Origin of the sequence: Spirillospora sp. NPDC029432, assembly GCF_040703975.1 — a bacterium.
Taxonomy (GTDB): domain Bacteria; phylum Actinomycetota; class Actinomycetes; order Streptosporangiales; family Streptosporangiaceae; genus Spirillospora.
Genome location: NZ_JBEZWH010000024.1, coordinates 21,092 through 44,851, shown reverse-complemented (window position 1 = coordinate 44,851; position 23,760 = coordinate 21,092). Strand labels below are relative to the sequence as shown.

The window sequence follows — 23,760 nt, the reverse complement described above, 5'->3', positions numbered from 1 at the left end:
CAGCAATCGCGGCGGTTCCCGCCGTCAGGCGGCCACGGTCGCCGGCTCGGACTCCGGGTCGCCGCCCGTCGCCGCGGGCACCGGCTCGGGGCTCGCCGGCCGTGCGGCGGCCCGCTCGCCGACCGCGCCGCCGAGCGGGACGTACCGGGCCCCGACCGCGATCAGCAGCGCCAGCGCGACGGTCACGCCGACGCCCACGCGCAGCGAGGTCGCGTCGCCGAGGAAGCCGACCACGACCGGGCCGAGCAGCAGCCCGCCGTACCCCATCGCGCCGACCTGGGCCACCGCGGCGGCCGGGCGGTCCGGGGCGGCGGTGCCGGCCAGCGAGATCGTCGTCGGGACGACCGTGCAGACGACCAGGCCCGTCAGGAAGAACCCGGCGACCGCGACCGGCGCGGTCGGGGCGAGGACGACGAGCGTCATGGCCAGGGCGGTGCCGATCCCGGCGCCGGTGAGCAGCCGGCGGGTGCCGACGCGGGCCCGTACCCGGTCGCCGGCCAGCCGCCCGATCAGCATGGCCAGCTCGAACATCGGGTAGCCGAGCGCTGCCAGCGCCTGCGTGGCGCCCATCTCCTCGTGCAGGAGCAGCCCGCTCCAGTCGGCGATCGAGCCCTCGGTCATGAACGCGATGAACGCCAGCGCCCCGATCAGGTAGACCGCGACGGGCATCCGGGCGCGCTTCCCGGAGCCGGCCGCCGCCGGGGCGGGCGGGTCGGCCAGGTACGTGCGGCCGAGCGCGAGCCCGGCCGGCAGCGTCAGGACCGCGGCGACCAGCACGGTCTCGGTGAAGCCGAGCCCGGCGGCGGCCGTGGCGACGCCGAACAGCCCGCCGCTCATGGCGCCCACGCACCAGCCGGCGTGCATCCCGCTCATGATCGGCCGGCGGTACGCCTGCTCGACCGCGCTGCCCTGGGCGTTCATCGCGATGTCGGTGATCCCGAACGTCATGCCGAACAGCGCCACGGCGGCGAGCAGCAGCCCGTACGTGGGGGCCACCGCGACCAGCGCGTACGCGACGGCGGTCAGCGGCAGCGCCAGTGCCAGCACGGGCCGGCTGCCGAACCGCGCCATCACCGCGCGCAGCCCCTGCATGGTCACGATCGCGCCGAGCCCCCAGACGAGGACGACGATGCCGACCTCGCCCTCGCTGGTGCCGAACTTCTCGGCCAGCGCCGGCATGCGGGCGACCCACACGCCGGTGAGCAGCCCGGCCAGCGCGAAGGTCAGGAACGTTCCCACGCGGGCACGGAGCAGCATGGTTCACCTCTTTCTGTGCGCATCGGGGGCACATCGCGAAGGACCCGTGCCGGGGCACGGGTAAGTGGTTCGGGGATGAAGCGGGGGGGGGGAGGGGGGTTGGGTTATCGTCGCTCGGCGGCCAGCGCCAGCAGGCGCTGTTTCAGCGCGTCCAGCTGCCCGGCGTCGTACAGCTCCGGGGTGTGGCTCACCACTTCCCAGAGGCCCTCGGCCGCCAGCCGGACGATCATCGCCGCGACCGGGTCGGGGTCCGCGGCGGCCGGCCGGCCGTGCCAGCGGGCCATCGCCTCGTTCAGCGGGGCGGCCAGCTCGGGGTCGGTGGCGGCGGCCATGATCGCCGACCACCGGCGGTACGCGCGGGCCTCGCCGGTGAGCACCTCGAACGTCGCCTCGACGTAGGCCCGGGTGTACGCCCCCGGCGTGCCGTCGTCGTGCGCCGCGACCAGCGCGTCGAACTCCTCGATCACCCGCGCGACCAGGCCCTGGACCAGGGCCTCCTTGGTCGGGAAGTGGTAGAGCAGCCCGCCCTTGCTGACGCCGGCGCGGTCGGCGACCGCGGTGAGCGTCAGCGCCTGGGTGCCCTGCTCCGACAGCAGGGCCTCGGCGGCGTCGAGGAGAGCGTGCTTCTTCATGACCACTTTACTGTACCGACCGGACGGTACAGGAGCAAACCACTCAAAATCCCATTTTGTTCCGCCCTCATCCCGCTACCGGCCCGCCTCCGCCCCGCCTCTGGCCGACCCATGGCCGCCGCCGGGGAACGTTCGGGGCGCGGATACTGTTATGCGCGTGGTGACCTACCTCGACCATGCGGCGACGACCCCGATGCTGCCCGAGGCCGTCGCGGCGATGACGGCGGAGCTGGGAGTGCTCGGCAACCCGTCCTCCCTGCACGCCGTGGGCCGCCGCTCCCGCCGGGTGGTGGAGGAGTCCCGCGAGATCATCGCCGAGCTGTTCGACGCCCGGCCCAGCGAGGTCGTCTTCACCTCCGGCGGCACCGAGGCCGACAACCTCGCGGTCAAGGGGATCTACTGGGCCCGCCGCGCCGCCGACCCCGCCCGCACCCGGGTGCTGGCGAGCGCCGTGGAGCACCACGCCGTCCTGGACGCCGTCCAGTGGCTCGCCGACCACGAGGGCGCCCGCGTCGACTGGATCCCGGTGGACGCGCGCGGCCGCGCCGACCCGGAGTCGCTGCGCGCGCTGATGGGCCCGGACGTGGCGCTGGTCACCGTGATGTGGGCCAACAACGAGGTCGGCACCGTCCAGCCCGTCGCCGAACTCGCCGCGGTCGCCCGCGAGCACGGCGTCCCGTTCCACACCGACGCCGTCCAGGCCGCCGGCCAGCTCCCGGTCGGCTTCCACGCCTCCGGCGCGCACGCCCTCACCCTCAGCGGCCACAAGCTCGGCGGGCCGCTCGGCGTCGGCGCGCTGCTCCTCGGCAAGGGCGTCGACCCGGTCCCGGTGCTGCACGGCGGCGGCCAGGAGCGCGACGTCCGGTCCGGAACGCTCGACACCCCCGCCATCGCCGGCTTCGCCGCGGCCGCGCAGGCCGCCCTCGCCCGCCGCGACGCCGAGGCCGCCCGGCTGGCCGCCCTCCGCGACCAGCTGATCGGCGCCGTCCGCTCCGCCGTGCCCGACGCCGTCCTGAACGGCCCCGAAACGGACCGCCTTCCGGGCAACGCGCACTTCTCCTTCCCCGGCTGCGAGGGCGACGCGCTGCTCATGCTCCTGGACGCCCGGGGGATCGAGTGCTCCACCGGCTCCGCCTGCTCGGCCGGGGTCTCCCAGCCCAGCCACGTGCTGCTGGCGATGGGCGCCGACCCGGCCCGCGCCCGCGGCTCGCTGCGCTTCACGCTCGGGCACACCTCCACCGAGGCGGACGTGAAGGCGCTCGCGGACGCCATCGCCCCCGTCGTCGAGCGCGCCCGCCGCGCCGGCCTTTCCTGACCGTTCCCCCGTACCGGACGTTTCGGACCGCGGTCCGGGGGGACCGATGGCGGGATGACGGAGAACGTTGCCCGGAGCGGCCTGCGGCGGACGGCGGGCCACCCGTGGTTCCACCGCCTCACCCGGACGGGACTGGCCGCGCGCGGCGCCATCTACCTGCTGATCGGCTGGCTCGCGGTACGGATCGCGTTCGGCCGCGGCGGCCACGAGGCCGACCAGCGCGGCGCGCTGGAGACCGTGGTCGGGGGCCCGGGCGGGATCGTCGCGGTGTGGCTGGTGGCCGCCGGGTTCGCCGGGCTGGTCCTCTGGCAGATCGCGGAGGCCCGGTACGGGCGGCCCGTCCCGGACGGGCACAGGCCGCACAACCGCGCCCTCGCGTTCGCCCGCGCCCTGATCTACCTCGCCGGGCTGGCGGGCTCGGCCGGCTTCGCGATCGGTGCCGGCGGCCGGTCGTCCGACCAGCAGTCCAGGGCGTTCACCGCGCGGGCGATGGACGCCCCGGGCGGCCGCTGGCTGGTCCTGGCGGTCGGCGCCGGGTTCGTGGTCTGCGGCGCCGTCGTCGGCTGGCACGCCGTCCGCCGGAACTTCCTGGACGAGCTGGACCCCGGCCTGAACGGCCCCGCCCGCAAGGTCGTCGTCCCGCTCGGCGTCGTGGGCAACAGCGCCCGCGGCCTGCTCCTGGCCGGCATCGGCGTCTTCCTCGCGTTCGCCGCGCTGCGGCACGACCCCGGCCAGGCCAAGGGGCTGGACGGGACGCTCCGCGAGTTCACCGCCACGCCCGCCGGCCCCTGGCTGCTGGTCGCCGTCGCCGCCGGCCTCGCCGTCTTCGGGATGTACGCCTTCTGCGAGGCCCGCTGGCGCAAGGTCGACGCCAGCAACTGAGCCGTCAGCTGGGCCTGAACGGCGCCATGGCCCGCCAGCCCGGGTCGCTGGTCGAGGACACCTTGGCCTTGCCCTCGCTCCAGCCCGCCGCGAGCTGGTCGAGCTCGGCGACCACCCCGGAGTCGGGGTCGGCGTACAGGTGCAGCACCCGCAGCCCGTCCCCGGTCTCCCGCACGGCCAGCACCGCCCGGTCGCCCAGCCCGGCCAGCTTCTTCTCGAACTTGCGCAGCGCGCCCGCCGACGGCTCCACCGGGAGCCGGTCGGGGTTGCTGTGCGCGTACGGCAGCGTGATCGCCACGTGCAGGTCGCACAGCGGGTAGTCCTGGCGGTGCAGCGGGAACCGCGCGCCCAGCCGGGCGGGATGGCCGCGCGGCGTGCGGCTCTCGCCGGTCAGCCAGGTCGGCTCGGCGAACGGCTCGGCGATCTGCTCGACCACGGCGGGCAGCATCGACGGCGGCAGCGCGTCCATCGGCGCCTCGGTCGCGATCGTGACGTCGCCGATCCAGCGCGCGACGTCGTCCTCGCCCATCGACCAGTCGAGCACGTGCGCCGCGACCTGGAGCCGCTGCTCGTCCGACACGAACAGGAAGTCGGGGTGGTATGCGGCGATGTGCACCCGGGCGAGGTTGGCGTCCGCCCGCATCCCGAGCTTGACGTAGTCGAGGTCGAACTCGTGGTCGCCGAGCACGAGCTTGTGCTCCAGCATCTCCGGATCGGCCTGCCGCGCCGGGTGGAAGCGCCAGTCCCCGGCGACCGCGGCGCGCGGCGCGGCCCGGACCCAGCGTTCGGCCAGCCCGCGCAGCTCCGGGTCGCCGGCCCCGGTGACGGTCAGCACCGGCGGCTCGTCCTCACCCCCGCCGATCTCCCACTGGAGCTCCGGATGGATCTTGTGCACCCGGCTGGACAGCTCCTCGACGAGCGCGGCGGGCAGCCCCTCGCCGGGCTGCTGCTCGCCCCCCTCGGGGCCGTTCAGCGATGCCTCGATCTCCTGGCGGGCCTGCGCCCACCACTCCCAGAACTCGCTGATCGACGCGGGTACGGCGGCGGACGTCTCGCGGGGACGGCGGAAGATTCCCATAGCGGGCCTCATCGTACGCGGAATCGGTGATCGCGGGCCGCACGGCGGGGCCGGGGGAGCGCTTACCCTGGGACTGTTATGACTTTGCGCGTACTCGCCGCCATGTCGGGCGGCGTCGACTCCGCCGTCGCCGCCGCCCGTGCCGCCGCGGCCGGCCATGAGGTCACCGGCGTCCACATGGCGCTGTCCAGCAATCCGCAGTCGTACCGGACGGGGGCGCGCGGCTGCTGCACCCTGGAGGACTCCCGGGACGCGCGCCGCGCCGCCGATGTGATCGGGATCCCGTTCTACGTGTGGGACCTGGCCGAGCGGTTCGACCGCGACGTGGTGCAGGACTTCGTCGAGGAGTACGCGGCGGGCCGCACCCCCAACCCGTGCCTGCGCTGCAACGAGAAGATCAAGTTCTCCGCGCTGCTGGACCGGGCGCTGGCGCTGGGCTTCGACGCGGTCTGCACCGGCCACTACGCGCGGCTCGCGGACGGCGTGCTGCGCCGCGGCGTGGACGAGGGCAAGGACCAGTCGTACGTGCTGGCCGTCTGCACGCCCGAGCAGCTCGCGCACGCGATGTTCCCGCTGGGCGACACCACCAAGGCCGACATCCGGGCCGAGGCGGAGCGGCGCGGCCTCCAGGTCGCCGACAAGCCCGACAGCCACGACGTGTGCTTCATCGCCGACGGCGACACCCGCGGCTTCCTCGCCGGCCGGCTGGGCGCCGCGCCGGGGCCGATCGTGGACGAGGACGGCACCGAGGTCGGCGAGCACGAGGGCGCGTACGCCTACACCGTCGGCCAGCGCAAGGGCCTGCGGATCGGCCGTCCGGCCGCCGACGGCCGGCCGCGGTACGTCCTGGACATCTCGCCGGTGACCAACACCGTGACGGTCGGCCCGCGCGAGGCCCTGGACGTGCGCGAGATCGTGGCCGAGCGCCCGGTGTGGCTGTCGGAGGCTCCGGCGGGCGCGTTCGGCTGCCAGGTCCAGCTCCGCGCCCACGGCGAGGTGCACGACTGCACGGCCGAGCCGGACGGCGACCGCGTCCGGATCACCCTCGCCCGCCCGGCCCGGGGCGTGGCGCCCGGCCAGGCCGCGGTGCTGTACGAGGGCGACCGCGTCCTCGGCTCCGCGACGATCAGCGACACCTCCCGGGTGCCGGCCTGAGCCCGGCCGGGAATAGCGGGGCCCGTCCGGTTGCCGTTATCTTCCGTACGCCCAGGCCGAGGAGGATCAGTTGAAGTTCGGTGTTTCGACGTTCGTGACCGATGACGGGATCGGGCCCGCGGAGTTGGGCCGCGCGCTGGAGGAGCGGGGGTTCGGCTCGCTGTACGTGGCCGAGCACACCCACATCCCGGTGAAGCGGGAGTCCCCGTGGCCGGGCGGCGCCGATCTGCCGCGCTGGTACTACCGGACGCTCGACCCGTTCGTGACGCTGACCGCCGCGGCGGCGGTGACCGAGCGGCTGGAGGTCGGCACCGGGATCGCGCTGGTCGTCCAGCGCGACCCGATCATCCTGGCCAAGGAGGTCGCCTCGCTCGACCGCGTCTCGAACGGCCGCGCGGTGCTGGGCGTCGGCGCGGGCTGGAACCGCGAGGAGATGCGCAACCACGGCACCGACCCGCGGACGCGGATGCGGCTGCTGAACGAGCGGGTGCGCGCGGTGCGGGCGCTGTGGACCGAGGAGGAGGCGGAGTTCCACGGCGAGTTCGTGGACTTCGACCCGGTGTTCCTGTACCCGAAGCCGGTCCGCGAGCCGCACCCGCCGATCATGATCGGCGGGTCCGGGCCGACGACGTTCGACCGGGTGCTGGAGGTCGGCGACGGCTGGATGCCGATCTACGGCCGCGACACGGATGAGCTGGGCGCGCGGATCCGCGAGCTGCGGGAGCGGGCGGGACGACGGCTGCCGGTGACGATGTTCGGCGTGCCGGCGAAGGCCGAGGCCGTGGCCGAGCTGGACGAGGCGGGCGTCGACCAGGTCCTGTTCAACCTCAAGACCCTCCCGGAGGACGGGACGCTGGCCGAGCTCGACCGGCTGGCCGCCCTGCTGTGATCGATAGGGTTCCGGTGTGACTGATTTCCCGTGGGGGGCCGGGACCGCGACCGGGGCCGGGTCGTACCCCGGCACCGACCCCGCCGAGGCGCTGCGGACCGTGCTCGGCGAGCTGCCGGAACTGCCGCACCTGCCCGAGCTGCCCGCCCGCGGCCCCGGCGCCGACATGACCGGCCGCACCGCCGGGCTGCTGGTCGAGCTGCCGGTGCACCTGGAGCCGTCGGGCTGGCGGTTCTCCGACCGGCCCGGCCGCGACACCCGCCGCAGCCTCGATCATCTGGCGCGCGACCTGGACCTGCTGGAGGAGCTGGCGCACGGGCACGACGGCCGGTTCAAGATCCAGGTGTGCGGGCCGTGGACGCTGGCCTCGACGATCGAGCTGCGGCACGGCGACCGCGCGCTCAAGGACCCGGGCGCGGTCCGCGACCTGACCGCCTCGCTGGCCGAGGGCGTGTCCCGGCACGTCGCCGACGTGCGGCGGCGGCTGCCGGACGCGCGGATCGTGCTGCAGATCGACGAGCCGGGGCTGCCCGCCGTGCTGGCCGGGCGCGTCCCGACCGCCAGCGGCTTCTCGCGGCTGGCCCCGGTCGAGGCGCCGCTGGCCGAGCACGGCCTGCGGCAGGTGGTCGAGGCGGCCGGGGACGCGTACCCGGTCGTGCACTGCTGCGCCGCCCGCGTCCCGTACGGGCTGCTGCGCGGCGCCGGCGCGAAGGCGATCTCGTTCGACCTCGGCACGGTGCCGAGGCGGGACGACGACGCGGTGGGGGAGACGATCGACGCCGGGATCGGGCTGCTGATCGGCGCCGTGCCCGCCACCGACGCGACACTGCCCTCGCTGGAGGCGACCGCCGCGCCCGTGCGGGAGCTGTGGCGGCGGCTCGGGTTCCCGCCGGCGCGGCTCGCCGAGCAGGCGGTGATCACGCCCGCGTGCGGGCTGGCGGGGGCGTCGCCGCGGTACGCGCGGGCGGCGATGAAGCGCTGCCGCGATACCGCCAGGATGCTGTACGAAGCCGCCGAATAGCCGCCGAATAGCCGCCGGATAGCGCGGAACGCGGGGGCCGGGGCGCAGGCCAGAATGGGGCCATGACCGTGAGCGAGGGAGTCCCCAGCGAGGCGGCTCGGCGGCACCACCTGCTGAGCCGGGAGATCGACGACGCCAACTACCGGTACTACGTGCTGGACGCGCCGACGCTGAGCGACGCGGACTACGACCGGCGGATGCGCGAGCTGAAGGCGCTGGAGGAGGAGCATCCGGAGCTGGTCACCCCGGACTCGCCGACCCAGAAGGTCGGCGCGCCGATCTCCACGGACTTCGCGAACGTCGAGCATCTGGAGCGCATGCAGAGCCTCGACAACGCGATGAACGACGAGGAGCTGGCCTCCTGGGACGACCGGGTCGTCCGCGAGGCCGGCAAGATCGCCGCCTATCTGTGCGAGCCGAAGATCGACGGGCTGGCGATCGCGCTGGTGTACGAGGACGGGCGGTTCGTCCGCGCCGTCACCCGCGGCGACGGCCGTACCGGCGAGGACGTCACGTACAACGTCCGCACGATCGCGTCCGTGCCGGAGCGGCTGGCCGGCGAGGGCTGGCCGGAGCTGCTGGAGGTGCGCGGCGAGATCTTCCTGACCGTCGAGGGGTTCGAGCAGGTCAACGCCGTGCAGGCGGAGGCGGGCCGGGAGCCGTTCGCCAACCCGCGCAACGCGGCCGCCGGGTCGCTGCGGCAGAAGGACCCGCGGGTCACCGCGCAGCGGCCGCTGGACATGCTGCTGCACGGTTTCGGTGCCTGGCGCGGCGGCAAGCAGCCCGACAGCCAGGCCGGGGCGTACGAGCTGATGCGCGAGTGGGGGCTGCCGGTCAGCGACCGGTACGAGATCGTCGAGGACATGGCGGGCGTCCGCGCGTACATCGAGCGGACCGGCGAGAACCGGCACGCCACCGCGTACGAGATCGACGGCGTGGTCGTCAAGGTCGACCAGTTCCCGCTGCAGCGCCGGCTCGGCTCGACCTCGCGGGCGCCGCGGTGGGCGATCGCCTGGAAGTTCCCGCCGGAGGAGGTCAACACCAGGCTGCTCGACATCAAGGTCGGCATCGGGCGCACCGGGCGCGTCACGCCGTACGGGGTGATGGAGCCGGTCACGGTCGCCGGGTCCACGGTGACGTACGCGACGCTGCACAACGCGAGCGAGGTCGAGCGCAAGGGCGTGCTGATCGGCGACACGGTCGTGCTGCGCAAGGCGGGCGACGTGATCCCCGAGATCGTGGCGCCGGTGACCGGGCTGCGGGACGGGTCCGAGCGCCGCTTCGAGATGCCCGCCGAGTGCCCGGAGTGCGGGACGGAGCTGGCGTACGAGAAGGAGGGCGACGCCGACATCCGCTGCCCGAACGCGCAGTTCTGCCCGGCGCAGCTGCGCGAGCGGCTGTTCTTCGTCGCGGACCGCAAGGTGCTCGACATCGAGGCGCTCGGGTACGTCGCCGCGACCGCGCTCACCCAGCCGCTGGAGCCGTCCGACCCGCCGGTGCGCAACGAGGGCGACCTGTTCCACCTGACCGTGGACCGGCTGCTGCCGATCAAGACGGTGGTGCGGGAGCAGCGCACCGGCCTGCCGCGGATCGACCCGAAGACGGGCGAGGAGAAGGTCGTGACCTTCTTCGCGAACAAGGAGGGCGAGCCGAAGAAGACCGTCGAGGTCCTCTTCGGTGAGCTGGAGAAGGCCAAGTCCCAGCCGCTGTGGCGGGTGCTGACCGCGCTGTCGATCCGGCACGTGGGGCCGGTCGCCGCGCAGGACCTCGCCCGCGAGATGCGGTCGATGGACGCGATCCGGAACGCGACGGAGGAGGAGCTGGCCGCCGTCGACGGCATCGGCCCGACGATCGCGCGCTCGATCAGGAACTGGTTCGAGGTCGACTGGCACCGGGAGATCGTCCGCAAGTGGGCCGAGGCCGGCGTCCGGATGGAGGACGAGGGGTCCGCCGCGCCGCAGCCGCTCAAGGGGGTCACCGTGGTGATCACCGGGACGATGGAGGAGTTCAGCCGGGACTCGGCGACCGAGGCGGTGCAGGACCGGGGAGGCAAGGTCACCGGGTCGGTGTCGAAGAAGACGGGCTTCGTCGTGGTGGGGGAGAGCCCGGGGTCCAAGTACGACAAGGCGGTCAAGCTCGGGGTGCCGGTCCTGGACGAGGCCGGGTTCCGCGTCCTGCTGGAGGAAGGGCCGGATGCGGCCACGAACGTGACCCTCAGCGTGGAGGAGTGACGCCGTGTGGTCGTTGCGCCGTTAACCAGGTTTGGGTTACCCAGTGGTACAGTTCCGCTACCCAGGGGTAGAGTCTTGGGGCAGAATGGAAATAACGGAACGTACCCAACCGGTTTCGCGAAGTTGAGTACAGGTCGTACTCTCCCTGTCATCACGACTCACCAGAACCTCCGGTCGTCACACCGGGAAGCGGACCTCCACCTCGAAGCGCCCGCGCTCCGGGGCCGGGGGACGGCCCTCGTACTCCCCCCGAGGATGTGATGAAGGACCCGAACAACACGCGGAACACGATGCCGCGCCGGGGTTCCCCGCTGTGGATCTACCTCGTGGTCGTCGTCCTGCTGGGCGTCGCCGCGTGCGTCGCGGCGCTCGCCGGGCTGTCCGGGGACGAGGTGGACGCGCTCGTCGGCAACCCGGTCTTCTGGATCCTGGCCTGCTTCATCGTCTTCGGCGAGCTGCGGCCGATCATCACCCCCGGCTCCACCGAGAACAACGGCGCCACCACCTCCACCACGTTCGCGTTCGCCGCCCTGCTGTACGCCGGGCTGCCCATCGCCGCCGTCCTCCAGGCCGTCGCCGCCGCCACCTGCGGCATCCTGCGCGGCCGCAGCCCGCACCGGATCGCGTTCAACGTCGCCCAGTACACCCTCTCCCTGGGCGCCGCCCAGCTCGTCCTCCAGCTGTTCGGCGTGCACGCCGACCCGATCGCGCTGTGGGTGCCCACCGGGGCCGACCTGCCCGCCATCGCGCTGGCCGGCACCGTCTACTTCGTCTGCAACGACCTGCTCGTCGGCACCGCCGTCGCGCTGCACGAGCGGGTCTCGGTCCTCAAGGCGATCCGCTGGGACCTCGGCTACCAGGTCCTCGTCCACCTGGCGCTGCTCGGCCTCGCCCCGCTGATGGTCGTGGCGATGCACCGGTCGGCCGCGTTCGTCCCGCTGATCGTGCTGCCGTTCATCGCGGTCTACCTCAACGCGTCGGTCTCGGTGCGCCGCGAGCACCAGGCGCTGCACGACGCGCTCACCGGGCTGCCCAACCGCAAGCTGCTGATCGTACGGACCGAGGAGGCGCTGGCCGAGGCGCGCGGCGCGGGGGAGCGCGCCGCCGGGGCCGCCCGCATGCGGCTGCTGCCCTGGCTCTCCAAGCCGCGCCCGCCCGGCCGCAAGGGCACCGGCGAGCCGGTGCGGCGCGCCGGGCTGTTCCTGCTCGACCTCGACCGCTTCAAGGAGGTCAACGACACCCTCGGCCACCTGACCGGCGACCGGCTGCTCCAGCTGGTCGCGCACCGGCTGACCCACAGCGTGCGCCCCGGCGACCTGGTGGCCCGGCTCGGCGGCGACGAGTTCGCGGTGCTGCTGCCGACGATCCGGGACGCCGCCGCCGCCCGCGAGGTCGCCGCCCGGCTGCGCGCCGCGCTCAGCGAGCCGGTCCGGCTGGACGGGATGTCGTTCGACCTGGAGGGCAGCGTCGGCATCGCGCTGTTCCCCGACCACGCGCCCGACTTCGAGCTGCTGCTGCAGCGCGCCGACGTGGCGATGTACGAGGCGAAGGGCAGCCGCAGCGGGGTGGAGGTCTACTCGCCGTCCAAGGACCGCAACTCCCCGGCCCGCCTCACCATGCTCGGCGACCTGCGCCGCGCCGTGGACCGCGGCGAGCTGGAGCTGTTCTACCAGCCCAAGACGGCGCTGCGGGACGGCCAGCTGGTCGGCATGGAGGCGCTGGTCCGCTGGCGGCACCCCGACAAGGGGCTGCTCGTGCCCGAGCACTTCCTGCCGATCGCCGAGCAGACGTACCTGATGCGCTCGATCACCCAGCACGTGGTGGAGGCCGCGCTCGCGCAGGCCGCCGCATGGTGGCGGGAGGACCTCACCGTCCAGGTCGCGGTGAACGCCTCCGGCCGCGACCTGCTCGACACCGGCCTCACCGAGGCGATCGAGGAGGGCCTGCTCAAGCGCGGCCTGCCCGCCGCCGCCCTCCAGCTGGAGATCACCGAGCGGATCCTGATGAACGAGCCCGCCTACGCCTCCGACACGGTGAGCGCGCTGGCGGCCCTCGGCGTCCCGCTCAGCCTGGACGACTTCGGCACCGGCTACTCCTCGCTGGTGCGGCTCAAGCGGATGCCGGTCGAGGAGATCAAGATCGACTCATCGTTCATCCGGCGGATCGCGGAGTCCTCCGACGACGCCGTGATCGTGCGTTCGATCGTGGATCTCGCCCGCACGCTGGGGCTGCGCTCGGTGGCCGAGGGCGTCGAGGACGCCCGGACCGCGGTGCTGCTGCGCGAGATGGGCTGCGACGCCGCGCAAGGCTGGCACTTCGGCCGCCCGATGGACGCCGCGGCGGCCACCGACTGGCTGCGCAGCCATGTGGAGCGCGCCCCCGAGCCCGCCGCCTGAGCGCGCCCGCCCGCGATCTGCCCGCGATCTGCCCGCGACCTGCCCGGGACTCAGTACGTACGGCGGGGCGGCGGGTCCTCGTAGTAGCGCTCCTCGCGCACGGCCGGCGGGGGCGGCGGGACCCGGCGGCGCGCGGTCGCGATCCGGACGATCCCGATGACCAGCCCGGCGAGGCCGCCGATCATGAGGATGATGCCGACGACCCGGATGTCGACGCCGCTGAGGTCCAGATCGACCGCGTAGGCCAGGATCGCACCAATGATGATCAGGGCGAGGCTGCCTCCGATGGTCACGGCGCTCTCTCCTCTCCATCGTCCGAGGGGACGTACCAGATGTGCGTTCCCTCCCGGAGCATCCGAAACGTCCCGAGCCGTAAAGCGGTCGGCCGGGAGGAACGCGGCCCATAGGATGGACGGCGAATCCCATCGACCCGCAGAAACGGTTGTCACATGTCCGCCATCACCCGCGACGAGGTGGCCCACCTCGCCCGGCTGTCCCGGCTGGCGCTCGCCGACGATGAGCTCGACCATCTCGCCGCCCAGCTCGACCAGATCATCTCCGCGGTCGCGCGGGTGCAGGAGGCCGCGGCGGAGGACATCCCGCCGTCCTCGCACGCGCTCCCGCTGACCAACGTCTACCGCGCCGACGAGGTACGCCCCTCGCTCACGCCGGAGCAGGCCCTCTCGGGCGCCCCGGCCGCCGAGGAGCAGCGCTTCCGCGTACCCCGGATCCTGGACGAGGAGGCGTGATGGGCGGAGGACACGGCATGGCGAGCAGTGGTGATCTGGCGGGGCGTACCGCGGCCGAGCTGGCGGAGCTGGTCGCCTCCGGGCAGACCTCCGCGGCCGAGGTGGCGCGGGCGCACCTGGACCGGGTGGCGGCCGTCGACGGCCGGGTGAACGCGTTCCTGCACGTCGACGAGGACGCCGTGCTGGCGCAGGCGCGCCGGGTGGACGAGCGGATCGCCGCCGGCGAGAACCCCGGGCCGCTGGCCGGGGTGCCGATCGCGCACAAGGACGTCTTCACCACCACCGACATGCCCACCACCGCCGGATCCAAGATCCTGGAGGGCTGGCGGCCGCCGTACGACTCGACCGTGACCGCGCGGCTGCGCGAGGCCGGCCTGGTCATCCTCGGCAAGACCAACATGGACGAGTTCGCGATGGGCTCGTCCACCGAGAACAGCGCCTACGGCGTGACCCGCAACCCGTGGGACCTCGACCGGATCCCCGGCGGCTCCTCGGGCGGCTCGTCCGCCGCGGTCGCCGCGTACGAGGCGCCGCTGGCCACCGGCACCGACACCGGCGGCTCGATCCGGCAGCCCGCCGCCGTGACCGGCATCGTCGGCACCAAGCCCACCTACGGCGGCTCGTCCCGGTACGGCGTGATCGCGTTCGCGTCCTCGCTGGACACGCCCGGCCCGTTCGCGCGGAACGTGCTGGACGCCGCGCTGCTGCACGAGGCGTTCTCCGGGCACGACCGGATGGACGCCACCTCGATCGACGAGCCGGTGCCCGCGGTCGTGGAGGCCGCCCGCCGCGCCGACGTCGCCGGGATGACGGTCGGCGTCGTCAAGGAGTTCGCCGCCGGCGAGGGCGCGCAGCAGGGCGTGCTCGACCGCTTCAACGAGGCCGTCGAGCTGCTGGAGTCGCTGGGCGCCAAGGTCGTCGAGGTCTCCTGCCCCAACTTCACGTACGCGCTGCCCGCGTACTACCTGATCGCGCCCTCCGAGTGCTCGTCCAACCTGGCCCGCTTCGACGCGATGCGGTACGGCCTGCGCGTCGGCGACGACGGCACCCGCAGCGCCGAGGAGGTCATGGCGCTGACCCGCGCCGAGGGCTTCGGGGCCGAGGTCAAGCGGCGCATCATGCTCGGCACGTACGCCCTCTCCTCGGGCTACTACGACGCCTACTACGGCAAGGCGCAGCAGATCCGGACGCTGGTGTCGCGCGACTTCGCCGCCGCGTACGACCGGGTGGACGTGCTGGTCTCGCCGACCACGCCGACCACCGCGTTCCCGATCGGCGAGCGCGCCGACGACCCGATGGCGATGTACCTCGCCGACCTGTACACGATCCCGAGCAACCTGGCGGGCAACGCCTCGATCTCGGTGCCGTGCGGGCTGGCCGACGAGGACGGGCTGCCGGTCGGGCTGCAGATCATGGCCCCGGTCCTCGGCGACGACCGGGTCTACCGGGTGGGCGCCGCCGTCGAGAAGGCGCTGGAGGACCGTTGGGGCGGCCCGCTGCTGGCCAAGGCCCCCGAGCTGGTGGAGGCGGCCAAGTGACCGAGTCAGCGAGCACGGACACGCTGATGCCGTACGACGAGGCGCTGGAGAAGTACGAGCCGGTGCTGGGCATCGAGACCCACATCGAGCTGGGCACCGCGTCCAAGATGTTCTGCGGCTGCCCGACCGGGTTCGGCGCCGAGCCGAACACCCAGGTCTGCCCCGTCTGCCTGGGGCTGCCCGGCGCGCTGCCGGTCACCAACCGGGCCGCGATCGAGGGCATCATCAAGATCGGCCTGGCGCTGAACTGCGACATCGTCGAGTGGTGCAGGTTCGCCCGGAAGAACTACTTCTACCCGGACATGCCGAAGAACTTCCAGATCTCGCAGTACGACGAGCCGCTGTGCGTGGACGGCCACCTGGACGTCCAGGTCGAGGGCGAGACGTACCGGATCGAGATCGAGCGCGTCCACATGGAGGAGGACACCGGCAAGTCGCTGCACGTCGGCGGCGCCACCGGGCGCATCCACGGCGCCGACCACTCCCTGGTGGACTACAACCGGGCCGGGATCCCGCTGGTCGAGATCGTCACCAAGCCGATCACGGCGACCGGGGAGAAGGCGCCGCTGGTGGCCCGCGCGTACGCCACCGAGCTGCGCGAGCTGGTCCGCTCGCTGGGCGTGTCCGACGTCCGGATGGAGCAGGGCTCGATGCGCTGCGACGTCAACGTCTCCCTCATGCCGCGCGGCGCGTCCGAGTGGGGCACCCGCACCGAGACCAAGAACGTCAACTCGCTGCGCTCGGTCGAGCGCTCCGTCCGCTCGGAGATCGAGCGGCAGGCGGGCGTGCTGGACGCGGGCGGCCGGATCGTCCAGGAGACCCGGCACTTCCACGAGGACACCGGCGCCACCACCAGCGGGCGGAGCAAGGAGGAGGCGCAGGACTACCGCTACTTCCCCGAGCCGGACCTGGTGCCGATGGCGCCGCCGCGCGAGTGGGTCGAGGAGCTGCGCGCCACCCTGCCCGAGCTGCCCGCCGCCCGCCGCGCCCGCGTCCAGCGGGAGTGGAGGCTGTCGGACATGGAGCTGCGGGACGTCGTCAACGCCGGCGCGCTCGACCTGATCGAGGAGACGATCGCCGCGGGCGCCGACGCGGGCGCCGCCCGCAAGTGGTGGATGAACGAGCTGTCCCGCCGCGCCACCGAGCAGGGCGCCGAGCTGGCCGAGCTGCCGATCACCCCGGCGCAGGTCGCCCGGGTCCAGGAGATGATCACCGCAGGCGAGCTGAACGACAAGCTGGCCCGCCAGGTCTTCGCCGGCGTGCTGGCCGGCGAGGGCACCCCGGACGAGGTGGTCGCCGCCCGCGGCCTGAAGATCGTCAGCGATGAGGGCGAGCTGGTCGCGATCATCGACCAGGTGATCGCCGACAACCCGGACGTGGCCGACAAGGTCCGCGGCGGCAAGGTCAACGCGGTCGGCGCCCTGATCGGCCCGATCATGAAGGCCACCGGCGGCAAGGCCGACGCCGGCCGCGCCCGCCAGCTCATCCTGGAGCGCCTCGGGGCCTCCTGAGGCTCTCCTCGACGCCGGTCACCGGAGGGGGATGACGAGGATCCTGTCGTCCCCCTCCCGCTCGTCGCCGCGGCCGTCCTTGTTGCTCGTGGTGACCCACAGGGAGCGGCCGTCGGGCGCGGGGACGACGGCGCGCAGGCGGCCGTACTCGCCCTCGTAGTGCGCCACCGGCCGTCCCGCCCTGCCGTCCGCGAGCGGGACCTGCCACAGGCGCTCGCCGCGCAGGCCCGCCGCCCAGAGGGAGCCGCCCGCGTACCCGAGGCCGGACGGGGACGCCTCGGACGTCGCCCAGGTCAGGAGCGGGTCGGTGTACCGATCCCTGCCGCCGACGCCCTCGACCTCCGGCCAGCCGTAGTTCGCGCCCTTCTCGATGCGGTTGATCTCGTCGTAGGTGTTCTGGCCGAACTCGGTGGCGTAGAGCCGCTTCGCCTCGTCCCAGGCCAGGCCCTGGACGTTGCGGTGGCCGTACGTCCAGACGCGGTCGCCCCACGGGTTGCCGGGCGCGGCCTTCCCCTCGGGCGTGACGCGCAGGATCTTGCCGCCGAGCGAGCCGCGGTCCTGCGCCAGCTCCACCCGGCCCGCCTCGCCGGTGGCGACGTACAGCAGGCCGTCCGGGCCGAACGCGATCCGCCCGCCGTCGTGGTTGCCGGCCTTCGGGATGCCGGTCACGAGCGGCTGGAGCGAGCCCACGCCGCCGCCGTCGTTGCGGAAGCGGACGACGCGGTTGTCGTCCGCGGCGGTAAAGTAGAGGTAGACGAGCCGGTCCCGCTCGTACGACGGCGAGACAGCGACGCCCATCAGGCCGCCCTCGCCGCCGGGCTCGACCCCGGGGACCCGCCCGATCTCGCTGACCTCCCCCCGCGGCGTCACCTGGAGCAGCCGCCGGCTGTCGCGTTCGGTGACAAGCGCATTGCCGTCCGGTAGGAAAGCGATGGCCCACGGGACGGCCAGCCCCGTCGCGAGCGCGCGCGGCTCACCGGGCCGCGCCTGCCCCGCCGGTGCCGTGGCCGGCGCCGGCGGAGGCGTGCTCGCCCCGCCGCCGCCCCCGCCTCCGCCGTCCCCGCCGGACGAGCAGCCGCCCGCGAGCAGCGCGGCGGCCGCCGCCCCTGCCGCGAGCCGGTACCTGACGATCGAGTGCTGTCTCATCGGAACGCCCCTCCGTCACTCGGTAGTTGTACTACGTGCGCGGCCCCCCGGCCGTTCCGGAGACCCCGGCAAGTCGGGACGATCGTGTACGGCGAGCCCTCCGGCGCCGCCCTTTGTCGCCGGGAGGACGCCCAGCCTCAATCGCTCCGTGACCTACGGAACGTACTGTGGGCATCACGGTGACCCCGCACTTCAGCAACGTCGCTGACCTACCGTCGGCGCGGCCGATGCGCTGCTCGCCGGCGAGCCCGGCGCCGACCCCGCGCGGGGCACGTTCCCCCCTGCGCCGACGTTGTCGAGGGACCGGCACGGCTCATAGATCATCAAGTGGCATCTCCCGGGCAGCCACGCGGCGCGGCCTCCGCGCCGGGGGGCGCCCGGGCCGGGCAGGAAGGGGTACGGCGCGATGGGCGGCGACAGGACCAGGTGGTCGCCGCGGCGGATACCGCCGCGGGCGATACCGGTCGGCATGGTCGCGGCCGCCGGCGTCCTCTACGCCATCGGCTCGCTGCTGGGCTGGGGCGGCACCGCCCTCATCTCGTGGGCCGAGGCGGCGGCCGCCGCCGTCGCCGCGGCCGTGCTGCTGCCCGCCTCGCGGCGGCCTCCCGACGGATCCGCCGGCGGCGGGGCTGCGCCTGCGTGGCGGGCGTCCTGGCGGTGGTTCGGCATCGCGGCCTCGGCCTGGTTCGTGGCGGCGGCCGGGAGCGCCCTGTCGTCGCTGTCCAACCGCAGCGCGCTGACGCTGTCGGTACCCGACCTCTTCTACCTGGTCGCCGTGGTCGCCCTGGTGGCGGGGCTGATCGCGCCCATCCGGCCGGCCCGCGACGGCGGCGTCTGGGTCCGGTACGCGGCCGACACCTACGTCTGCGCCAGCGCGCTGTTCGTGCTGGCCTGGGTCGTGCAGCTCGGCACGCTCTACCACCGGTCCGGCCAGAGCCCGCCGGAGTTCATGCTGGAGCTGCTGTACCCGCTGATCGACATCGTGCTGGTCTGCGCGGCGCTGCCGTTCGTGCTGGGCGCGTCGGCGGGCTACCGACGCCCGGCCTGGACGGCGTACGGGGCGCTGCTGGCCTTCGCCGGCGCCGACCTGGTGACCACGGTCGCCCGGATGCGCGGCGGCGCGCCGGCCGAGGACCCGGCCGACATCCTGCGGCTCGGCGGGCTCCTGCTGCTGGTCCTGATCCCGCTGACCTCGACGCTGCCGCGCGCGGCCCTGCCCGAGGACACCCCCGAGGACACCCCCGAGGACGGCGCCGCGGCCGGTGGCGCGGGCGTTGCGGGGCGGGACGACGACCGCGGCCGGATGATCGGCCCGGGCATCGTGCCCGCCGCGGTGGCCGCCGCCGCGGCGATCTTCGTCGCGGGGCGGGCGCTGACCGCGACCGGCGGGGTGGAGCCGGTGGTCGCGCTGGTGGCCGGGACGGCCACGCTGGTGGTGCTGGCACGGCTGGCCGCGCTGCTGCGCGAGAACGAGCGGCTGCGGCGCGCGGCCGGCGCCGGCGAGGACCATTTCCGGGCGCTGACGGAGAGCATCAACGACGCGGTGGTGATCTGCGACCCGAAGGCGGTCGTCCAGTACGCCAGCGCGGGCGCCCTCAAGATGTACCTGTACGAGCCGGAGGAGCTCCTGGGCCGCTCGATGCACGAGTTCGTGCATCCGGAGGACCTGCCGCGCGTCCGGGCCGCCTTCCTCCGTTTCCTGGCCGGGGACGACGAGCCGCCTCCGGAGGAGGCCGAGGGCGGCGACGGCGACGGCGACGTACCCGAGTCCGCGGACGGCACGCTGCGGCTGGCCTGCAGGGTCCGGGCCGCGGACGGGACCTGGCTGCCGACCGAGTCGGTGATCTCCCGCTACAGCGGCGCCGGGGACGCCCCCGGCCGCCTCCTGGTCACGACCCGCGACCTGAGCGAGCAGGCCGCGCTGCAGCGCCAGGTGACCCATCTGACGTTCCACGACGGTCTGACGGGCCTGCCGAACCGCGCGTACTTCGAGGAGCGCACCCGCGAGCTGCTGCCCCGGCGGCGGTACGGCGGGAAGGTCGCGGTGCTGTTCGTCGACCTGGACGGCTTCACCGCGGTGAACGACTCGGCCGGCCACGCGGCCGGCGACCAGGTGCTGGCGCAGGCCGCGCGGCGGCTGCGCGGGACCGTCCAGGCCGATGACACGGTGGCGCGCTGGGGCGGCGACGAGTTCGCCGTCCTGGTGCAGCTGGCGCCCGGGCGGGTCGAGGGCGGGACGGGCCAGGACGCGGGGGAGACGGGCGCGGCGGTCGAGCTGGCCGAGCGGATGCTGCGGGTGCTGACGCTGGAGCCGTACCGGGCGGGCGGGCAGAGCATCGCGCTGACCGCGAGCATCGGGATCGCGTTCGCCGGCGACGGCGACGGCGAGGAGTCCTGCGACGGCGGCCGGCCGGTCGCGGACGCCGACCGGCGGCTGCGGCGCAGCGCGGCCGAGCTGATCCGGAACGGCGACCTGGCGATGGCGCGGGCCAAGGAGCTGGGCGGCGGCCGGGTCGAGGTGTTCGCGCCGCACATGCACGCCGACGTCGTGCGGCGGCTGGAGCTGGGCGGGGACCTGCGCCGGGCGATGGCCGAGGAGCAGTTCGCGGTCGAGTTCCAGCCGGTGGTGGACCTGGCGACCTCGCGGGTGACCGGGGTGGAGGCGCTGCTGCGCTGGTGGCGCGGGAACGAGTCCGTACCGCCGGAGGAGTTCATCGGCCCGGCCGAGGAGTCCGGCCTGATGGTGCCGCTGGGCGACTGGGTGCTGCGCGAGGCGTGCCGCGAGGTGGCCCGGTGGCGCGGCGACTCCTGGGAGGTGGGCCTGTCGGTCAACTTCACCGCCCGGCAGATCGCGGCGCCGCGGTTCGCGGAGTCGGTCGCGGCGGCGCTGGAGGAGACCGGCCTGCCGCCGCACGCGCTGACCCTGGAGGTCCGCGAGGAGGTCCTCGTGGACGACGCCGGGCAGGGGGTGGAGCGCCTGTCGGCGCTGCGCGATCTCGGCGTCCGGCTGGCGATCGACGACTTCGGCACCGGGTACGCGTCGCTGGCCTACCTGGGGCAGCTCCCGGTGGACATCATCAAGATCGACCCGTCGTTCGTGGCCGGGCTGGGGTCGGACGAGACGCGGACGCTGCTGACCCGGACGATCGTCCGGCTGGGCCGCGACCTCGGGCTCACCGTGGTCGCCGAGGGCATCGAGCGGCCCGAGCAGCTGGAGCTGCTGCGCGAGATGGAGTGCCCGCGCGGCCAGGGCTACCTGGTGGCGCGGCCGATGGGCGCGGGCCGGGTGGAGGCGCTGGTGCGCACCAACCTGGCGGCCCGGGCGCTGCCGGGGGAGATCGCGCTGCCGCTGGAGGACCCGCCACTGCCGTCTCACATGGTGGGATAAACTGTCCACGGATTTGACCGGGGGCGGGAAGTCGGCGAAAGTGATTCCGTGCAGAGCAGTTCCATCATCCTCGTAGTACTTGGTCGGCGCGCAGGCTGATCAAGCACCCAGTCCTGCGCGCGCCCCTCGACCGCCATCCGGCGGCGGGGGTTTTTTGTTGGCCGTGTGACCTAAGAACGCCGCGGGCCGCGGACCCCGCGTTCGGAGCGAGCACAGACTTCTCCCAAGGAACCAGAACATGACGACCGAACAGATGACGGGAGCCCAGGCGCTGGTCCGCGCCCTGGAGAACGTCGGCGTCGACACCGTGTTCGGCATTCCGGGGGGCGCGATCCTCCCGGCATACGATCCGCTCTTCGACTCCAAGAAGCTGCGCCACATCCTGGTCCGGCACGAGCAGGGCGCCGGCCACGCCGCCCAGGGCTACGCGATGGTCACCGGCAAGGTCGGCGTCTGCATGGCCACCAGCGGGCCCGGCGCGACCAACCTGGTGACCCCGATCTCCGACGCCTACATGGACTCGGTCCCGATCGTGGCGATCACCGGCCAGGTGGCCAGCAAGTCGATCGGCACGGACGCCTTCCAGGAGGCGGACATCGCGGGCATCACCATGCCGATCACCAAGCACAACTTCCTGGTGACGAAGCCGGAGGACATCGGCCGCACCATCGCCGAGGCGTTCCACATCGCCTCCACCGGCCGGCCCGGCCCGGTCCTGGTGGACATCGCCAAGGACGCCCTCCAGGCCACGTTCGACTTCGAGTGGCCCGTCCAGCTCCAGCTGCCCGGCTACCGACCGGTCACCCGGCCGCACTCCAAGCAGGTCCGCGAGGCGGCACGGCTGATCGTGGAGGCCGAGCGGCCCGTCCTGTACGTCGGCGGCGGCGTCATCAAGGCCGGCGCGGCCGCCGAGCTGAAGGTGCTGACCGAGCTGACCGGCGCCCCCGTCATCACCACGCTGATGGCCAAGGGCGCGCTGCCCGACAGCCACCCGCAGCACATGGGCATGCCGGGCATGCACGGCAGCGTCGGCGCGGTCGGCGCCCTGCAGAAGGCCGACCTGCTGGTCGCGCTGGGCGCCCGGTTCGACGACCGGGTCACCGGCAAGCTGGACGGCTTCGCCCCGTACGCCAAGGTCGTGCACGCCGACATCGACCCGGCCGAGATCTCCAAGAACCGGCACGCCGACGTCCCGATCGTCGGCGACGCCCGCGAGGTGATCGCCGACCTGATCGTCGCCGTCCAGGCCGAGCACGAGGCCGGCCGCAAGGGCTCCTACGAGGACTGGTGGCGGCAGCTGAACGCCTGGCGCGAGACGTACCCCCTGGGGTACGACCAGCCCTCGGACGGCTCGCTGTCGCCGCAGTACGTCATCGAGCGGATCGGCGAGCTCGCCGGCCCCGACGCGTACTACGTCGCGGGCGTCGGCCAGCACCAGATGTGGGCCGCGCAGTTCATCAAGTACGAGCGGCCCGGCGCGTTCCTCAACTCCGGCGGCGCCGGCACGATGGGCTACGCCGTCCCGGCCGCGATGGGCGCCAAGGCCGGCGCGCCCGGCACCCAGGTCTGGGCGATCGACGGCGACGGCTGCTTCCAGATGACCAACCAGGAGCTGGCCACCTGCGCGATCGAGGGCATCCCGGTCAAGATCGCGGTGATCAACAACGGCAACCTGGGCATGGTCCGGCAGTGGCAGACGCTCTTCTACAACGAGCGCTACTCCAACACCGACCTGCGGGTCAAGGGCGGGCCGCCGCGGCGGGTCCCCGACTTCGTCAAGCTGGCCGAGGCGTACGGTTGCGTCGGGCTCCGGTGCGAGAAGGCCGAGGACGTCGACACGGTCATCGCCAAGGCGATGGAGATCGACGACGCGCCCGTGGTCATCGACTTCGTCGTCCACCAGGACGCGATGGTGTGGCCGATGGTCGCCGCCGGCACCAGCAACGACGACATCAAGATCGCCCGGGACATGGCCCCCGACTGGGAGAACGGAGACTGACCGCGATGAGCCTGCACACCCTCTCGGTGCTGGTGGAGAACAAGCCCGGCATACTCGCGCGGGTCGCGGCGCTGTTCTCGCGCCGCGGGTTCAACATCGAGTCGCTCGCCGTCGGCGTCACCGAGCACCCCGAGATCTCCCGCATGACGATCGTCGTGAACGTCGCGGAACTGCCCCTGGAGCAGGTCACCAAGCAGCTCAACAAGCTGGTGAACGTGCTCAAGATCGTCGAACTGGACACCGGCGTCTCCGTCCAGCGCGAGCTCGTCCTGATCAAGGTGCGGGCCGACGCCGAGACCCGCTCCCAGGTGCTGGAGACCGTCCAGCTCTTCCGCGCCAAGGTCGTCGACGTCGCCCCCGACGCCGTCACCGTCGAGGCCACCGGCAACCGCGACAAGCTCGACGCCCTGATCCGGATGCTGGAGCCGTTCGGGATCAAGGAACTCGTCCAGTCCGGCATGGTCGCCATCGGCCGCGGCGCCCGCTCCATCACCGACCGCTCGCTCCGCGCCATCGAGCGCAGCGCGTAGCCGTACCCACACCGATAACCAGGAAAGGCAGCAGCACAGTGGC

17 protein-coding genes and 1 pseudogene are annotated in these 23,760 nt (G+C 73.6%); 13 read left to right on the top strand and 5 right to left on the bottom strand.

Translation table 11 applies throughout. The annotated features are described in order from the left end of the window. Positions 1 to 24: 24 nt before the first annotated feature. Both AB0881_RS20415 and AB0881_RS20410 read right to left on the bottom strand, forming a co-directional pair. Positions 25 to 1,257, bottom strand: coding sequence for an MFS transporter (locus AB0881_RS20415; protein WP_366618728.1), 1,233 nt, complete (start codon positions 1,255 to 1,257; stop codon positions 25 to 27). 104 nt (positions 1,258 to 1,361) lie between these two features. Then, a complete protein-coding gene (locus AB0881_RS20410) occupies positions 1,362 to 1,889 on the bottom strand; it encodes a TetR family transcriptional regulator (RefSeq protein WP_366618726.1) in 528 nt (175 codons plus the stop codon). Between the two features lie 160 nt (positions 1,890 to 2,049). Between AB0881_RS20410 and AB0881_RS20405 the strand changes: the two genes are divergently transcribed. Both AB0881_RS20405 and AB0881_RS20400 read left to right on the top strand, forming a co-directional pair. Then, positions 2,050 to 3,204 (top strand): cysteine desulfurase family protein, encoded by a 1,155-nt coding sequence (locus tag AB0881_RS20405; protein ID WP_366618841.1) that lies wholly within the window; start codon positions 2,050 to 2,052, stop codon positions 3,202 to 3,204. Positions 3,205 to 3,258: 54 nt separating this feature from the next. Continuing rightward, positions 3,259 to 4,086 carry a DUF1206 domain-containing protein gene (locus tag AB0881_RS20400; RefSeq protein WP_366618724.1) on the top strand — a complete coding sequence of 276 codons (828 nt, stop codon included), beginning with the start codon at positions 3,259 to 3,261 and terminating at the stop codon, positions 4,084 to 4,086. A gap of 4 nt (positions 4,087 to 4,090) precedes the next feature. On the opposite strand, the gene AB0881_RS20395 is transcribed toward AB0881_RS20400, so the two are convergent. After that, positions 4,091 to 5,164, bottom strand: a complete 1,074-nt coding sequence (locus AB0881_RS20395) for a DUF695 domain-containing protein (RefSeq protein WP_366618723.1) — start codon at positions 5,162 to 5,164, stop codon at positions 4,091 to 4,093. A 78-nt stretch (positions 5,165 to 5,242) separates the two neighbouring features. Between AB0881_RS20395 and mnmA the strand changes: the two genes are divergently transcribed. The 5 genes from mnmA to AB0881_RS20370 all read left to right on the top strand — a co-directional run bounded on the left by mnmA (position 5,243) and on the right by AB0881_RS20370 (position 12,856). After that, on the top strand, positions 5,243 to 6,319 hold the full coding sequence (mnmA, locus tag AB0881_RS20390; RefSeq protein ID WP_366618721.1) for a tRNA 2-thiouridine(34) synthase MnmA: 1,077 nt from the start codon (positions 5,243 to 5,245) through the stop codon (positions 6,317 to 6,319). Between the two features lie 70 nt (positions 6,320 to 6,389). Continuing rightward, complete coding sequence (locus AB0881_RS20385) at positions 6,390 to 7,208, top strand: LLM class F420-dependent oxidoreductase (protein WP_366618719.1); 819 nt, start codon at positions 6,390 to 6,392, stop codon at positions 7,206 to 7,208. Between the two features lie 16 nt (positions 7,209 to 7,224). Continuing rightward, positions 7,225 to 8,229: a methionine synthase gene (locus AB0881_RS20380; RefSeq protein ID WP_366618717.1), complete on the top strand. Its 1,005-nt coding sequence runs from the start codon at positions 7,225 to 7,227 to the stop codon at positions 8,227 to 8,229. A gap of 62 nt (positions 8,230 to 8,291) precedes the next feature. Then, on the top strand, positions 8,292 to 10,460 hold the full coding sequence (ligA, locus tag AB0881_RS20375; protein ID WP_366618715.1) for an NAD-dependent DNA ligase LigA: 2,169 nt from the start codon (positions 8,292 to 8,294) through the stop codon (positions 10,458 to 10,460). Between the two features lie 260 nt (positions 10,461 to 10,720). Further along, positions 10,721 to 12,856, top strand: coding sequence for a bifunctional diguanylate cyclase/phosphodiesterase (locus AB0881_RS20370; RefSeq protein WP_366618713.1), 2,136 nt, complete (start codon positions 10,721 to 10,723; stop codon positions 12,854 to 12,856). Between the two features lie 50 nt (positions 12,857 to 12,906). Here the strand turns inward: AB0881_RS20370 and AB0881_RS20365 are convergent, their stop codons facing one another. Then, positions 12,907 to 13,149 (bottom strand): DUF6458 family protein, encoded by a 243-nt coding sequence (locus tag AB0881_RS20365; RefSeq protein ID WP_366618711.1) that lies wholly within the window; start codon positions 13,147 to 13,149, stop codon positions 12,907 to 12,909. Between the two features lie 156 nt (positions 13,150 to 13,305). On the opposite strand from AB0881_RS20365, the gene gatC reads away from it, so the two are divergent. Genes gatC through gatB form a run of 3 tightly spaced genes read left to right on the top strand, consistent with a single transcriptional unit; the run spans position 13,306 to position 16,654 of the window. Beyond that, entirely contained in the window at positions 13,306 to 13,605 is a 300-nt protein-coding gene (gene gatC, locus AB0881_RS20360; RefSeq protein WP_366618709.1) for an Asp-tRNA(Asn)/Glu-tRNA(Gln) amidotransferase subunit GatC, read from the top strand. Further along, positions 13,605 to 15,143 carry an Asp-tRNA(Asn)/Glu-tRNA(Gln) amidotransferase subunit GatA gene (gatA, locus tag AB0881_RS20355; RefSeq protein WP_366618707.1) on the top strand — a complete coding sequence of 513 codons (1,539 nt, stop codon included), beginning with the start codon at positions 13,605 to 13,607 and terminating at the stop codon, positions 15,141 to 15,143. Before gatC ends, gatA begins: the two co-directional genes overlap by 1 nt. Beyond that, positions 15,140 to 16,654: an Asp-tRNA(Asn)/Glu-tRNA(Gln) amidotransferase subunit GatB gene (gatB, locus tag AB0881_RS20350; protein ID WP_366618705.1), complete on the top strand. Its 1,515-nt coding sequence runs from the start codon at positions 15,140 to 15,142 to the stop codon at positions 16,652 to 16,654. The genes gatA and gatB overlap by 4 nt, the downstream gene beginning before the upstream one ends. Before the next feature lie 18 nt (positions 16,655 to 16,672). Here the strand turns inward: gatB and AB0881_RS20345 are convergent, their stop codons facing one another. Further along, positions 16,673 to 17,800, bottom strand: a complete 1,128-nt coding sequence (locus tag AB0881_RS20345; protein WP_366618703.1) for a PQQ-dependent sugar dehydrogenase — start codon at positions 17,798 to 17,800, stop codon at positions 16,673 to 16,675. A gap of 406 nt (positions 17,801 to 18,206) precedes the next feature. On the opposite strand from AB0881_RS20345, the gene AB0881_RS20340 reads away from it, so the two are divergent. The 3 genes and pseudogenes from AB0881_RS20340 to ilvN all read left to right on the top strand — a co-directional run bounded on the left by AB0881_RS20340 (position 18,207) and on the right by ilvN (position 23,717). Further along, positions 18,207 to 21,188 (top strand): EAL domain-containing protein, encoded by a 2,982-nt coding sequence (locus tag AB0881_RS20340; protein WP_366618701.1) that lies wholly within the window; start codon positions 18,207 to 18,209, stop codon positions 21,186 to 21,188. Positions 21,189 to 21,414: 226 nt separating this feature from the next. Next, positions 21,415 to 23,187, top strand: a pseudogene (locus AB0881_RS20335) (acetolactate synthase large subunit); the annotation flags it as partial. A gap of 5 nt (positions 23,188 to 23,192) precedes the next feature. Further along, on the top strand, positions 23,193 to 23,717 hold the full coding sequence (gene ilvN / locus AB0881_RS20330) for an acetolactate synthase small subunit (protein WP_366618699.1): 525 nt from the start codon (positions 23,193 to 23,195) through the stop codon (positions 23,715 to 23,717). Positions 23,718 to 23,760: the final 43 nt, after the last annotated feature.

Excerpts from the sequence above, each read along its gene's own strand:
- AB0881_RS20415 (WP_366618728.1), bottom strand. The coding sequence starts at position 1,257 with ATGCTGCTCCGTGCCCGCGTGGGAACGTTCCTGACCTTCGCGCTGGCC.
- AB0881_RS20410 (WP_366618726.1), bottom strand. The coding sequence starts at position 1,889 with ATGAAGAAGCACGCTCTCCTCGACGCCGCCGAGGCCCTGCTGTCGGAG.
- AB0881_RS20400 (WP_366618724.1), top strand. The coding sequence starts at position 3,259 with ATGACGGAGAACGTTGCCCGGAGCGGCCTGCGGCGGACGGCGGGCCAC.
- AB0881_RS20395 (WP_366618723.1), bottom strand. The coding sequence starts at position 5,164 with ATGGGAATCTTCCGCCGTCCCCGCGAGACGTCCGCCGCCGTACCCGCG.
- mnmA (WP_366618721.1), top strand. The coding sequence starts at position 5,243 with ATGACTTTGCGCGTACTCGCCGCCATGTCGGGCGGCGTCGACTCCGCC.
- ligA (WP_366618715.1), top strand. The coding sequence starts at position 8,292 with ATGACCGTGAGCGAGGGAGTCCCCAGCGAGGCGGCTCGGCGGCACCAC.
- AB0881_RS20370 (WP_366618713.1), top strand. The coding sequence starts at position 10,721 with ATGAAGGACCCGAACAACACGCGGAACACGATGCCGCGCCGGGGTTCC.
- gatC (WP_366618709.1), top strand. The coding sequence starts at position 13,306 with ATGTCCGCCATCACCCGCGACGAGGTGGCCCACCTCGCCCGGCTGTCC.
- gatA (WP_366618707.1), top strand. The coding sequence starts at position 13,605 with ATGGGCGGAGGACACGGCATGGCGAGCAGTGGTGATCTGGCGGGGCGT.
- AB0881_RS20345 (WP_366618703.1), bottom strand. The coding sequence starts at position 17,800 with ATGAGACAGCACTCGATCGTCAGGTACCGGCTCGCGGCAGGGGCGGCG.
- AB0881_RS20340 (WP_366618701.1), top strand. The coding sequence starts at position 18,207 with ATGGGCGGCGACAGGACCAGGTGGTCGCCGCGGCGGATACCGCCGCGG.
- ilvN (WP_366618699.1), top strand. The coding sequence starts at position 23,193 with ATGAGCCTGCACACCCTCTCGGTGCTGGTGGAGAACAAGCCCGGCATA.